Genomic DNA, 13,858 nt, shown 5'->3' with positions numbered 1-13,858 from the left:
CTTAAGGTGCGACTACAACGGGCGACATAAGCCCGGCAAAGTCCACCATGGGAGAGACATCATGCTTTCACGCAAAAATGCTTTTATTGCGTCACAGAAACAGAAACTAACCAACCAACAAATCTCGCGCCGAGGCTTTATACAGTCCATGGTCGCTGCATGTATCGTTGTTCCAACCGCGCTTAGCTGGGCCAATCAAGCGATGGCCGCAACGCCAAAGCAAGGTGGAAAATTCATCATGGGCATGGCCGCTGGTTCCACCACTGATACGATGGATCCGGGCACATTTGAAAACAACTTCAACACCAACTTTGGCTATCTCTACGGCAACAGCCTGACCGAGGTGAACGCGGCTGGTGATCTGGTTGGCGATCTCGCCGAAAGCTTTGAATCTGACGACGCGATCACATGGCGTTTCAATCTGCGTCAAGGCGTTGAATTCCACAATGGCAAGACCATGACACCTGAAGATGTCATTGCGTCCATCAACCATCACCGCGGCGAAGATTCGACTTCCGCTGCAAAAGGTGTGACCGCCCCGATCAAAGACATGGCCATCGATGGCAACACCGTTGTCTTCACACTGAACGCGGCCAACGCCGATTTCCCCTATTTGATGAGCGACTATCACCTGCTGATCCTGCCGTCATCTGAGGGCAAAGTTGATGCATTGGCTGGCATCGGCACGGGCAACTATGTGATCGAAACCTTTGAACCTGGCGTACGCACCATCGCCAATAAATACGCCAATGCTTGGAAAGAAGGCACAGGCCATTTCGACCAGATCGAGATGCTGTCACTGCTGGATGTCACCGCCCGCCAAAACGCGCTTTTGTCAGGTGATGTACATGCGATTGAACGTGTTGATCCCAAGACCGTTGGTCTGCTGGGCCGTGCACCAAACATCAACATCCTGGAAAAGACCGGCACACTTCACTATACCTTCCCAATGCGTGTAGATGCGGCACCCTTTGACAATTACGATCTGCGCATGGCGCTAAAACTGTCGATCAAACGTCAGGAACTTGTTGATAAAATTCTGCTAGGCCATGGTGCGGTTGGCAATGATCACCCGATCTCAACTGCCAATCAGTTCCACGCCTCTGATTTGCCTCAGCGTGAGTTTGATGCGGATCTTGCGCGTCATCACTATGAAAAATCAGGCCACTCTGGCCCGATCCAATTGTCCGCCTCTGACGCAGCCTTCGCGGGTGCGGTTGATGCGGCACAGCTTATCGCGGCTTCTGCTGCCGAAGCTGGCATTGATATTGAAGTCGTACGTGAACCATCTGATGGTTACTGGTCCAACGTTTGGAACAAGAAACCTTGGTGTGCATGTTACTGGGGTGGCCGTCCAACAGAGGATTGGATGTTCGCATCGGCCTATGTTGCGGAAACCGAATGGAATGACACCGCTTGGCGCACAACTGAAAGTGCTGTGCGCTTTAACGAAGTTGTTCAAGAAGCCCGTTCTGAGCTGGATCAAGATAAACGTCGCGGCATGTATGCCGAAGCGCAGACCCTTATCAGTGACGATGGTGGCGCGGTTGTTCCAATGTTCGCCAATTACATCATGGGCGTGTCCAAAGACATCGCACATTCAGATGACGTGGCCGCGAACTGGACCATGGATGGCGCAAAAGCTGCATCCCGCTGGTGGTTTGCGTGATCCGCACCACATAGATTAAACGACAATCAAACGGCGGCGGGGCTTTCCCCGCCGTTGTTATTTTGATTGCACCAAATCCATGCGCCCTTTATTCGATATCGCTATGAAAATGATTATTGATACCGATCCGGGCGTAGATGATGCGATTGCCATTGCCCTGGCTCATGCATTACCCGAAATTGACCTAATTGGTCTGACCACTGTTTTCGGCAACACCCGCGTCGACCAATCCAGCCGCAATGCGCGTTTCCTTTTGGATATGCTCGGGTCTGACGCTGTGGTTGCCGAAGGTGCTTCGAAACCTTGGAACGACTATCCGTTTGAACCCTCCGCATGGGTACATGGATCTGAAGGTTTTGGCGATATCGTTGAGGTGCCGCAAATCGGTACGAACCACGACCAAAACGCAGCAGAGTATCTGGTCGAAATGGCCCGCAAACATCCCGGCGATTTGACCGTCTGTGCCATCGGCCCATTGACCAATATTGCCGATGCTCTGAAACTTGACCCTAGCTTTGCGCAAAACTTGGATAAACTTGTGATTATGGGCGGAAACCTGCATTGCCCCGGCAATATCACCGCCCATGCAGAAGCCAATATCTTTCACGACCCCGCCGCCGCCGATGCGGTTTTCGCAAGTGGCCTCAACACCGTTATGGTCGGCTTGGACGTGACCTTGCAAACCCTGCTTGTGCCCGGTGATTTCGCAGCGCTTGCTGCATCCTCACCCAAAATCGGTGGTTTTCTCAACCGAATTTCGGAATTCTACCTGGGTTTCTATAAGGAAGTCGCCAATCTCGATGGCTGCCCCATGCATGACGCCGCCGCCGTGCTTGCCTGTTCCAACCCTGATTGGTTTGGGCTTGAACATACGGGATTGCGCGTCAGTCAAGACGGCGAAACCGTCGGTGCGACCTTGGCAGACCCAAACCGTCCCAAAGTTGCCGTCGCCATTGAAATCGACGCGGTTGCGACTTTGACCAAGCTCAAGACACATCTCGCAGCCTTGCATTGATCTCGCTGAAACACCGCCCCCTGCCCTAATCCCCCTAGCCAAACTCTGGACGGTCGAAATTGGAACTCAGTTTTGACCGCTTGGACAAATGCTTGCATTGTTTGCGCTGACATGAGAAATTCAGCCTTTAGCGCAACCCCCAGGGACAATGCCGGATGCAGACTGATACAAAAAATACGCTGACAACACTGGCAGGCGTGCCGCAATTGCACGAACCTCGTAATCCGGGGATGGATCTTGATCTCGATCGGGTGATGGCTGTGCAGGTGAACACCTCGGCGGTGGAACGTCGCTGTGCCAGTTTGCCTGGTCGTCGATCCGTCAAGAAAGATCACCAGGCCGCGTGGATGCTGCGTGCGATTTCAATGATCGACCTAACCACATTGTCCGGTGATGACACCGAAGGTCGCGTGCGTCGTCTTTGTGCCAAGGCGCGCCAACCCGTGTCAAAAACCATGCTGGCGGATCTCGGCATGAACGGGCTAACCACCGGTGCCGTCTGTGTTTATCACGATATGATCGAGACCGCCGTAGCAGCCCTTGACGGCACGGGCATTCCCGTTGCCGCAGTGTCCACCGGGTTTCCAGCGGGCCTGTCCCCCTTCCATTTGCGCGTTGCCGAGATTGAAGAAAGCGTCAAAGCCGGTGCCCAAGAAATCGACATTGTGATTTCACGACGTCATGTGCTGACCCAAAATTGGCAAGCCCTGTATGACGAGATGCGCGCCTTTCGCACGGCCTGTGGCGATGCCCATGTCAAAGCGATCCTCGCGACGGGTGAACTTGGTTCCCTGCGCAATGTGGCGCGTGCGTCGATGATTTGCATGATGGCGGGCGCTGATTTCATCAAGACCTCAACCGGTAAGGAAAGCGTCAACGCCACCCTGCCCGTCAGCCTTGTGATGATCCGTGCGATCCGGGATTATTGTGAATGGACGGGCTTTCGAGTTGGGTACAAACCCGCAGGCGGCATTTCCAAAGCCAAGGATGCGGTGACCTATCTTGCCTTGATCAAAGAAGAACTTGGGGATCGTTGGTTGCGTCCTGATCTCTTCCGTTTTGGCGCGTCATCCTTGCTGGGCGACATTGAACGCCAGCTTGAACACCATCTCACTGGCCGCTACTCCGCCGCCAACCGCCACGCCATCGGATAATCGGAATTTTCCAAAAATTCCGACCCGTTTTCTTTCAAAGAAAACGCTCCCGCGACAGAAAGACACGTTTATGACCATCGCAGAGATTTTTGACACTATGGATTATGGCCCAGCCCTTGAAGGCAACTCAGAAGCACTTGCTTGGCTCGACAGCCACGGCCATTCCTTTGGCCATTTCATCAACGGCAGCTTCACCAAAGCGGAAGCCGAGTTCAAAAGCCACAACCCCGCCAATGGCGCCTTCCTGGCCGACCTCTCAGAAGCCAGCGCGGATGACGTCAACTCTGCCGTAAAAGCCGCCCGCAAAGCGCAAGCGTCTTGGGCCAAAACATCCGGCCATGCGCGCGCCAAAATCCTTTATGCCATCGCGCGTCTTGTGCAAAAACACGCCCGCATTCTCGCGGTGCTTGAAACCATGGACAACGGCAAGCCGATCCGAGAAAGTCGCGACATCGATATCCCGCTTGTGGCTCGCCATTTTTATTATCACGCGGGCATGGCGCAGCTGGCCGACACAGAAATGCAAGGTCGCACGGCCTTGGGTGTTTGCGGTCAAGTCATCCCTTGGAATTTTCCGCTGTTGATGCTTGCCTGGAAAGTCGCACCCGCGCTGGCCATGGGCAATACAGTGGTTTTGAAACCTGCGGAATACACGTCTCTCACAGCGCTTTTCTTCGCTGAAATCTGCCAACAAGCGGGCGTGCCTGCGGGCGTCGTTAACATCGTCACAGGCCATGGCGCCACCGGCGAGGCCATCGTCACACATGATGATATCGACAAAATCGCCTTCACCGGATCCACCGCCGTGGGGCGTCGCATTCGTGAACTGACGGCAGGTTCGGGCAAGGCTTTGACCTTGGAGTTGGGCGGAAAATCCCCCTATATCGTCTTTGACGACGCAGACATCGACAGCGCGGTCGAAGGGCTTGTAGACGCGATTTGGTTCAACCAAGGCCAAGTCTGCTGTGCCGGGTCTCGGCTGCTGGTTCAAGAAGGCATCGCTGATGTTTTCTATGCCAAACTGCGCGCCCGGATGGACAAACTGCGCATCGGCGATCCACTTGATAAATGCATTGATGTCGGTGCCATTGTTGACCCGCGTCAACTGACCCGCATCACCGATTTGGTCAACGCCCATGGCGGCGAGGGCGAGGTCTATCAAGCCGCGTGTGATCTGCCCGAAGGCGGCTGTTATTACCCGCCAACCTTGATCACCGGCCTGCATGCCGCAGCGACTTTGATGCAGGAAGAAGTCTTCGGCCCCGTGCTTGTCGGCACCACCTTCCGCACCCCAGCCGAAGCCGTAGAAGTCGCCAATAACACCCGTTACGGTCTGGCCGCATCCGTCTGGACGGAAAACGTAAACCTTGCACTTGATATCGCGCCAAAACTGAAATGTGGCGTGGTTTGGACCAATGCGACGAACCTATTTGACGCCGCCGCTGGCTTTGGTGGTCTGCGCGAAAGTGGCTTTGGTCGTGAAGGCGGTTGGGAAGGTCTCGCGGCCTATACAAAACCCATCGAGACGGGTAAAAAACTTAGCCCCATCGCCCCCTATGAGGCAGGTGATGCCACGGCAGCCGACGCAATCAATCGCACCGCGAAAATGTATATCGGCGGCAAGCAATCGCGCCCGGATGCGGGTCAAACACAGCTGATCTGGTCCCCCAAAGGCAAACTGCTGGGTGATATGGGCATTGGCAGTCGCAAGGACATCCGCAACGCCGTCGAAGCCGCCGCCAAGGCCCGCGCCAGCTGGGGCAAAACCACCGGCCACCTGCGCGCGCAGATCCTGTATTATGTCGGCGAAAACCTATCCGCCCGCGCAGATGAATTCGCTGCACGCCTTGACGCGATGTCCGGCAAAAAGCATGGCAAGGCTGAGGTCGAAGCCTCCATCAGCGCCCTGTTCACCGCCGCCGCTTGGGCCGATAAATTCGACGGCCAAGCCCATGGCGTGCCGATCCGTGGCGTGGCCTTGGCCATGAAGGAAGCCGTGGGCACGATCGGCATTTTATGCGCCGATGACGCCCCGCTGTTGGGCCTTGTAAAATCAACCGCCTCCGCCATGGCCATGGGCAATGCATCCGTCACGGTTGCCTCGTATGCTTTCCCATTGTCGGCGACAGATTTCTACCAGGTTTTGGACACCTCAGATGTGCCTGCGGGTGTCGTGAACATCATCACCGGCGACCACGCAGAACTTGCCAAAACCTTGGCGGATCATCTTGATGTGGATGCGATCTGGAGTTTCTCTTCTGCTGATATCTCGGCCGATGTAGAAACCCGGTCCGCAGGCAACCTAAAACGCACCTGGGTCAACAACGCCCATACGCGCGACTGGGCAGATCCCGATATGCGCCCCTTCCTTGAAGCCGCGACAGAAGTCAAAAACATCTGGATCCCCTACGGCGAATAACACTATATGCCGGGCTGTATCTTTTCGGCCCGGCATTTACACGATTTCGGGAGGCTGTTCGAATCCAACGCTGTAAATACTTGGTTAACAAGGCCTTTACAGCGGCATGAGCAGCAACCAGGCAAAATTTCAAAAATTCTGTTACCTTTAAAATTGTCAGAAAAATCAACGTGTAGCTGTACTTTCTCGCCCTTGCGTTAACTTAGATTGTAATAATTAGCTCAAATTCTATTGACCTAACACGCCCTGCGACTGAAAATAGAGGCAAGTTGAGATCAGAAGAATGGTACTTTGATCAAGGTGAAATGGCGAAAAACAGACCACGATTGAAGCTGAACGAAGCTGGGTGACAAACAACGCCCCAGTTCAGTGATCACAAGGAGGCCCGCCTCCACTGTTGTCCCATTGTACCTTTTCAATCGCCTGCTGCCTTTGCCTATTCCATGGCGAGGCTTCTCTCAAATAACCGAGGATTGAAGATGAAAAACGATGAAGTCACCCTGGCTTCAGCTGCTTCAGCATGTGACATTCACACTGGGGCGCTTGCTGAAGAATGCGCAAATTCCGAAGATGTTTCATCTGATCAGATGGCATCCGAGAATGTCATTGCGCTTGCGGATCTCGAAGAGCGGATGTTGTTTGATATCGTCCAACTGGGTTTCAAACCCGACGATGGCGTCGCAGACGATATACCTGATCTCACAGATCGAGATATCGAAAAACCCGGCAATGCAAACCCAAGCGAAGTTCCCCATTTTGATCGTTGGACGCTCACAAATATTGAACCAGTCCCTACAAGTTTCGATGGTGATATCTCCAATCACCCCATCGGCATTGCATCGCCTTTCTTAGACTGCATCGGAACCGAACGGTCCAAGCAGATGTTTGGCCCGCGCGTAATACAGATCAACGACACCACGGAGAGCGACGTCTGCGCCCCACCCGCGCCCCCCCCTGCATCAACGCGGACGCCCAATGGTTTCGGCACGAGCGAAAATGACAGCCTGGGAAAGCTGGTAACCCTTCAAACAACGGCGTACAGCGCCCGCACCACATCTCAAATCATGGCGATCGCGCAGGCCAGCAGCGAAATCCATGCCACGGCGACACCTGCTGCTGTCACCTATAGCGCGTTCAACTATTCCTTTGTCGACCCCACAGGCGCCGGGCCGCATGCCAATGCTGCGCAAACTTCTGTCAACACAGCGCAACTCGGTAGCAATGAAGAAATTGACCTAAACGGAAGCGCTGGCAATGATACCCTTATTGGGGGAGCTGGTGACGACAATATTTTTGGTGGCCGTGGTGACGATCAAATGTTCGGTGCAGAGGGCGACGACTATTTCCGCGACAGATCGGGATCAGATCTATTTGATGGTGGCTCTGGCACTGACACTGTGTCTTATTTTGATCGCCAGCTGTTTAACGGCACAGGCATCATCGTCGATCTTTCGACAGGACAAAATAATAGTGCCGACACATATGTGAGTATCGAAAACTTAGGTGGCTCAGATTTTACCAATGATGTGCTAACAGGCAGCAACGACAACAATGTTTTGAAAGGTCACGGTGGCGACGACTGGCTTCTTGGCCTTGATGGCGATGACAATCTTTTCGGTGGTGCGGGCGATGATGTGCTTGATGGCGGGCACGGAAATGACACACTAAGCGGCGGTACAGGTGTCGATCAATTTGTGCTTTCGGATCAATCCGGCACCGACATCATCACCGATTTTGAAATCGGAATTGATAAAATTCGACTAAAGGATGCATCGTTTTCTAAACTCGATATTTCCCAAGTCAACGACACAGACACTGTGATACAAACCAGTACAGGTGCGCGTTTCATCCTAAAGAACACCCATTCACAGGATATCACGCACGCGGATTTCGTCGGGACAAATGACCTTATTGAGGCCCGTGCAAATGATCTGCAATTCAGCCGTGAGACATCGACCCAACAGTATACGCTTAACAAAATGGGGAATGGTGCAGGCAACGTCATTCAATCGGTTGATGAAGCCCATGGAAGCCTGTTCAGTCTGCATGTTTCGCGCCAGGGGCAGGACCACGAATATGCAATCATCAACAAATACGACATCGCAGACGGGCCCGCTTTGGATGCCGCTCGGTACACAAAAAGCATCGATAATACGATTGGGCACCAAGGTCTGAGCTATGAAAAAACCGTTACTAGAATCGACGCGCAAGACAACACGGTCGATGTCGATATCTTTTGGTCGTCTCGGATGGGGAACGAAAACAAGGTGGTTCGGTTTGAGATCTGGGAAGATCCCAGTGACGACAGTAATCTATTGATCCGCAATGTTCAGGACGTACTTGTCTGGAAGGAAGATGGCCGTTCGGGCAGCGCCTCGCCTACAATTTCGCACGATGGGGCATATCTGATTGTTGAAGACACATCGACCACGCCGGTTCAAATACGGGTGTTCAACTTACAAGATCTGACAGACAACAACGGCGATCTCAAACAGGCACAACCTGTCACCACCTTTGACCTTCAGTCTGTGCCTCTGCCCGCGGGAACAGTTGCGACGCCCCCTTTACAAGGCTTGGCCAGTGATGGTGACTTTATCTACGTGATCTCTGGCTATGGCGGGCAAGATGATGCGAAAGGGTTCGAAAAATACACGATCACTGGTGAACGTGTTGGCAGCTTTGATTTCAAAATCGGAGAAATCGACCGCCAAGGCGAACCAGAAGGCATTTATTTCACGGAAGATGGTCGCCTTGCAGTCACTGTTGCAACTGGCCCCGCAGGTGATCGCACCAACACAGTTCACTATGTCGGCGACACACTTGGAACCACTGCCGCCGACCAATTGGTTGGCGACCAACAGGGAAACTGGATATTTGGATTTGATGGCGACGACATCATCGAAGGCGGTAAAGGGGCTGATATTTTGGCCGGCGGGGAAGGCAGTGATATCTTTGTATTCGCGCCTCATTCTGGCCAAGATATGATCCGTGACTATCAGGTGGGAATTGATAGCTTACAATTTAGAGGCCTCAATTATTCCGACTTGGATATCCTTCAAGATGGAAACAACACGACAATACATTACGGGGTGGATGACATTATCATAATAGAAAACCTTCTCGCCAGTGACTTGGCAGAAAGTGATTTTCTGTTCCTGTAAAAATGCCCCCCGACCAAAGCCCGTTGACTTTGACAACCCTCGGGGCCGCGTATTCAAACCTGGTAGCTGGAGTTCAGCCCCTTAACTGAGGTGAACCAACTTCTGAGAGAGACGATCCGAAATAACGAAACGAAAGAACCATTCGTCCCACCGTCCAGCCGGGTTATACGCAACATGATCCCTAAAGGGGGATTTCAGGGCCAATGTTGCGCTTGGAGCGAGGCGTGAAAAAATGACCATGGCGGTTTTTTAACGAGGCGGTGATCAGATGACGCCGCGATGGACAAGCTTCACCTGGCACTCTTGCAATTGTGGAAGGTGATCCAAGCTTCGGCCAGCCCATGGGGATTGTCGTCATCGGTGGATTGATCACCTCGCCCCTGTTCGCCTCGTCGTGATCCCGTTGTGTATCAACGATGTTTCATGGATTGCGTTGCATCAAAATTAGGTAACCGTAAATCTACGATGGACTAACCCGTCACAGATCCTATTCTTGCAAACCAATAGCCAACGAAATGCGTAACAGATTCACGAATGAGAACGTTCCAAGTGCAATACGAAAATGAAGAACAATATGCGCGCATCATTCGGGATGACATCGTGACGAAAGCGACACCGCACTTGAAAGCACACCACTTGCCTACACGAGACATTCCATGACCATTTTCATGCGCACAGGGCTGCAATTGCGCGCCTATCTATGTATTAGGCCGTTGCTGCAACCGTTGATGAAATGGCTGATCAAGCGACGTGTCCAACGTGGAAAAGACGACCCGATACGCAGTGATGAAAAGCTTGGGATCCCAACACAGCCCCGCCCAGAAGGGCGTTTGATTTGGATTCACGCTGTTGGATTGGGCGAAGTGCTGGCCCTGCGACCCTTAATCGCACAGATGCACGAAACAGACCCACAGCTGTCATTTCTCATCACGTCGACTGCCCGGTCCTCGTCTAAGGTTCTAGGGGCAAATCTGCCCAACCGAACTGTTCACCAATTTTTGCCTCTCGATGGCAACGGCTTCGTTCGCAGTTTTCTCGACCATTGGCGACCAGACCTATCAATCTGGTCAGAACAAGATCTTTGGCCCGGTGCGATACATGATGCATATGCTCGCGGCATTCCTTTGGCTTTCATCAATGCCCGCATACATGAAAACAGCTATAAACGCCGCGCCCGCTTCGCGGGTTTGCATGCTGATCTATTCAAACGGTTCGCCTTTGTGTCGGCACAAGACACAGAGACCCAAAGACATCTCAAGTCACTTGGGGCGAAACAACCACAATTGTATCGGTCTCTCAAACCGGCGGCGGCCCCTCTTACGGTAAACCCATCTGATTTGAACCAACTAAAACATCAATTGTCCCGACGTAAAATCTGGACGGCAGCTTCCACCCATGTTGCCGATGAAGCAGTAGTGATCGCCGCCCAAAAGCTGTTGTTTGCAGATGATCCATCCTATCTTCTGGTGCTTGCCCCCCGTGTTCCTAACCGTGCCCCCGAACTGATCGAACAGTTAGGGCACAGCCAAATGGCATTTGCGCAACGAAGCCTCAGCATGATCCCCGATGACGATACCGCGGTCTTCCTTGCAGACAGTTTCGGCGAGCTTGGCCTGTGGTATCGCCTGTCCCAAAAGGCATATATTGGGGCAAGCATGGGAGGCGTGGGCGGTCATAATCCGTGGGAGGCCATTTGTTTGGGTGTCCCTGTATTGCACGGACCAGACGTACACAATTTCCAAGTGGACTATGACACCCTTAAAGACGCTGGGCTTTCCTGCCAAATTGACACGTCAAACACGCCTGTAGAAACCCTTGTTCAGGCCATCAGAACTGATCCCACCGCACACTCTCAAGTCGTTGCAGAACAGCTGGTTGCCGATGCGCAAGCCTCTGTTATACCGCTGGCCAACGAGTTGATTTCACTGCTAAGGCCCGATCCATGATCCTAACCATTTTTATGCTTATCTATGGCCTAGGCTGGGGTCTTTTGATGCCACTGATATTGGCTTACTTGTGGAAACGAGGCCGCAAAGACCCGCTTTACATCCAGCATCTGCGCGAACGGTTTGGATTTTATTCGGGATCACTGCCCCAACACCCAATCTGGTTTCACGCGGTCAGCCTTGGCGAAATCAGATCCGCTGTACCACTTATTCAACTGGTGCTGGATCGCGACGACACAGTGGTTATCACCAATTTCACACCCGCAGGACGCCGAGAGGCAGAACGCCAGTTTCCCCACGAAATAGCAACGGGGCAACTCGCGGTGATCTGGGTGCCCTTTGATATCGCTTGGTGTCACCGAAGGTTTTTTCGCGCTTGCAGCCCGCGGATCGCATTGATGCTTGAAGTTGAGATTTGGCCAGCAATGGTGCTTGCTGCCAGACGTGCAAAACTGCCGCTCTATCTCTGCAATGCACAGTATTCTTCGCGCCCAATGAAGCGTGACGCCAAAGGGTTACGCATTCGCCAGAGAGTGATCCAAAAATGCGCCGGCGCTTTTGTTAAGTCTGCGATTCAGGCCGAACAATTTGCGTCAATCGGCCTGCCCAACATCTCTGTTACGGGCGAATTGCGCTTTGACCAACCCATCCCCCAACAACAGATTGATGTCGCAACGAAAGTCCGACAGCAAATCGCCCACAGTGATCGCGAGGTTATCGCAATCGCAAGCGGCGTTGCCGATGAAGAAGATCTGTATACGGACCTGATCCAAAGAGTGGCCAAGCAAGCAGAAGAAGACAAACGCCCCACCCCGCTATTCATCTACGTCCCACGTGCCCCAGAACGATTTGATGCGGTTGAGGCCTTGCTGCTTGCCTCAAATCTCAAAACGCTTCGCCGCAGCAAAGTCCTGGGCGACATCCATGCTGGGACAGATCATTTTGTTAAGACACCCTTTCTCGACGACACCCACGTATTGCTTGGTGACAGCATGGGGGAAATGTACTTTTATTTGACCTTGGCAGATCGTGTAATCGTTGGAGGAGGCTTTAACGAACGCGGTGCCCATAACATCATCGAAGCCCTATCGTTGCGCAAGCCTGTCTTGGTTGGTCCCATTACTTGGCCAATCGAATTTCCCTTTGTCGAAGCTAAACAGGCCGGCGTTGCGCAAGATGTTACAACAGCGGCAGAGCTGATTGAAACCCTGCGTGTGCCGTCAGAAGTTTCACAGGACAGTATCATCGCCTTCACATCCCAGCACCAAGGCGCAAGCCAGCGGACCCTACAAGCCCTTGATCTCGTGCTGGCGAATAACACTACCAAATAAAAGAAGATAGTATTGGTTGGCAAGAAATCCACCAGGGGTGGTGGTCATGCAAATTCATGATATCTGACAGCACTCTACCAATGCCCGCCCCCGTTTTTTTTGCAGAAATACATGCGTTGTTGCCCAACGATCCCCCTAACACACATAGGATGAATTAGGGGGCCTAAAAGCTGACTAGAAACGCAAGTGCATCGTCATCTGCGAGGTTTGCTGCGCCACGTACCGAGCCAACCGGTAAATCGCCCCCAAACACCACGCGCGCGGTCTGTTGCAGCATCCATATGTCCATCCACAGTATCCAGTGTGGGGTCAAGATTGCGTTCCCGAAACTGTCCCCATGCCGCCTGCAAGAACCGCCAAGCCACAAGCAGGAAGGTGAAGAAAATAATGTTAAACCAAGGAATTATCCGTACATCCGGGCCTTCGACCGCGCGGACACCAATCGCATTTGGAAACACGGTCATCAACTTATTGCGCCAACCATAATGCGTGAGCACCACCCATTGTTCATCCTCACGCGACGACACAACCGCCGCGGCCTCAGCTTGCAAGTTGGAACTGTCAAACTTGAAATACGGTGGCCAAATCCAGCCGGTATCTTCATTGCGATACACCATTACCTCTTCAGACTCGCGACGGAAGAACCCCCAGATCCATGTCTTGCGGCGCACTGTGTTTATCAGGCGCATATCGCGGTTGGCAGCTTCAACATTCCCGCTGTCAGCTTGGGCATAGAACAATTTGTTATACCACGAAAAATCTTGGCGGATGATCTCGGTCGAGGTCACGCGCACCACGTCGTGTTGCGGCAAAACATAGTGGAAAAACCCGCCCATGATGACGACCAAAAGGACCTTCAGTCCAAATTTAATTCTGTTCAGCATGTGATTTTTAACCTGTGTTTGTTACATAGAAAGCCGTGATGACAAACACCACAGGCACGATATAAATCAGCCATATCAACTTCTTACGGAAGCCATTTTCATAAGCGACCATGCCGGTTTCGATATGGGTTGTACGCGCGGCATCATCGCCTTGCGGGTCAGCATCCCATTCCTTTTCCAGCCGTTCAAGCCGCACAGAACGCGAATACCACGACACCAGAAAATAGGTCACGGTCATGGCGAGAAAACCAAATATTATCAATCTGATAAGTCCCAAAC

General features: G+C 52.7%; 9 protein-coding genes. 7 read left to right on the top strand and 2 right to left on the bottom strand.

From position 1 onward, the window contains the following. The first annotated feature begins 61 nt into the window (after nucleotides 1-61). The 7 genes from RJ38_RS05095 (at nucleotide 62) to RJ38_RS05065 (ending at nucleotide 12,695) form a co-directional block, all read left to right on the top strand. Nucleotides 62-1,669 carry an ABC transporter substrate-binding protein gene (locus RJ38_RS05095; RefSeq protein ID WP_039017822.1) on the top strand — a complete coding sequence of 536 codons (1,608 nt, stop codon included), beginning with the start codon at nucleotides 62-64 and terminating at the stop codon, nucleotides 1,667-1,669. A gap of 103 nt (nucleotides 1,670-1,772) precedes the next feature. Further along, nucleotides 1,773-2,684, top strand: coding sequence for a nucleoside hydrolase (locus tag RJ38_RS05090; protein ID WP_039017856.1), 912 nt, complete (start codon nucleotides 1,773-1,775; stop codon nucleotides 2,682-2,684). Between the two features lie 155 nt (nucleotides 2,685-2,839). Continuing rightward, complete coding sequence (deoC, locus tag RJ38_RS05085) at nucleotides 2,840-3,838, top strand: deoxyribose-phosphate aldolase (protein ID WP_052245208.1); 999 nt, start codon at nucleotides 2,840-2,842, stop codon at nucleotides 3,836-3,838. Nucleotides 3,839-3,908: 70 nt separating this feature from the next. Then, a complete protein-coding gene (locus RJ38_RS05080; protein WP_039017821.1) occupies nucleotides 3,909-6,257 on the top strand; it encodes an aldehyde dehydrogenase family protein in 2,349 nt (782 codons plus the stop codon). Nucleotides 6,258-6,736: 479 nt separating this feature from the next. Further along, entirely contained in the window at nucleotides 6,737-9,418 is a 2,682-nt protein-coding gene (locus tag RJ38_RS18025; RefSeq protein WP_052245207.1) for a calcium-binding protein, read from the top strand. Nucleotides 9,419-10,074: 656 nt separating this feature from the next. After that, on the top strand, nucleotides 10,075-11,364 hold the full coding sequence (locus tag RJ38_RS05070) for a 3-deoxy-D-manno-octulosonic acid transferase (RefSeq protein ID WP_039017820.1): 1,290 nt from the start codon (nucleotides 10,075-10,077) through the stop codon (nucleotides 11,362-11,364). Then, nucleotides 11,361-12,695, top strand: a complete 1,335-nt coding sequence (locus tag RJ38_RS05065) for a 3-deoxy-D-manno-octulosonic acid transferase (protein ID WP_039017819.1) — start codon at nucleotides 11,361-11,363, stop codon at nucleotides 12,693-12,695. The genes RJ38_RS05070 and RJ38_RS05065 overlap by 4 nt, the downstream gene beginning before the upstream one ends. A gap of 194 nt (nucleotides 12,696-12,889) precedes the next feature. Here RJ38_RS05065 and RJ38_RS05060 read toward each other — a convergent pair whose 3' ends face one another. Together RJ38_RS05060 and RJ38_RS05055 are read right to left on the bottom strand one after the other, a co-directional pair. Next, nucleotides 12,890-13,579: a DUF1523 family protein gene (locus RJ38_RS05060; RefSeq protein ID WP_039017818.1), complete on the bottom strand. Its 690-nt coding sequence runs from the start codon at nucleotides 13,577-13,579 to the stop codon at nucleotides 12,890-12,892. 7 nt (nucleotides 13,580-13,586) lie between these two features. Continuing rightward, on the bottom strand, nucleotides 13,587-13,856 hold the full coding sequence (locus RJ38_RS05055) for a hypothetical protein (protein ID WP_039017817.1): 270 nt from the start codon (nucleotides 13,854-13,856) through the stop codon (nucleotides 13,587-13,589). Between the last annotated feature and the right edge of the window lie 2 nt (nucleotides 13,857-13,858).

Origin of the sequence: Halocynthiibacter namhaensis (assembly GCF_000812685.1) — a bacterium.
Taxonomy (GTDB): domain Bacteria; phylum Pseudomonadota; class Alphaproteobacteria; order Rhodobacterales; family Rhodobacteraceae; genus Halocynthiibacter; species Halocynthiibacter namhaensis.
This window is presented reverse-complemented; position numbering and strand designations above follow the sequence as displayed.

Excerpts from the sequence above, each read along its gene's own strand:
- RJ38_RS05095 (WP_039017822.1), top strand. The coding sequence starts at position 62 with ATGCTTTCACGCAAAAATGCTTTTATTGCGTCACAGAAACAGAAACTA.
- RJ38_RS05090 (WP_039017856.1), top strand. The coding sequence starts at position 1,773 with ATGAAAATGATTATTGATACCGATCCGGGCGTAGATGATGCGATTGCC.
- deoC (WP_052245208.1), top strand. The coding sequence starts at position 2,840 with ATGCAGACTGATACAAAAAATACGCTGACAACACTGGCAGGCGTGCCG.
- RJ38_RS05080 (WP_039017821.1), top strand. The coding sequence starts at position 3,909 with ATGACCATCGCAGAGATTTTTGACACTATGGATTATGGCCCAGCCCTT.
- RJ38_RS18025 (WP_052245207.1), top strand. The coding sequence starts at position 6,737 with ATGAAAAACGATGAAGTCACCCTGGCTTCAGCTGCTTCAGCATGTGAC.
- RJ38_RS05070 (WP_039017820.1), top strand. The coding sequence starts at position 10,075 with ATGACCATTTTCATGCGCACAGGGCTGCAATTGCGCGCCTATCTATGT.
- RJ38_RS05065 (WP_039017819.1), top strand. The coding sequence starts at position 11,361 with ATGATCCTAACCATTTTTATGCTTATCTATGGCCTAGGCTGGGGTCTT.
- RJ38_RS05060 (WP_039017818.1), bottom strand. The coding sequence starts at position 13,579 with ATGCTGAACAGAATTAAATTTGGACTGAAGGTCCTTTTGGTCGTCATC.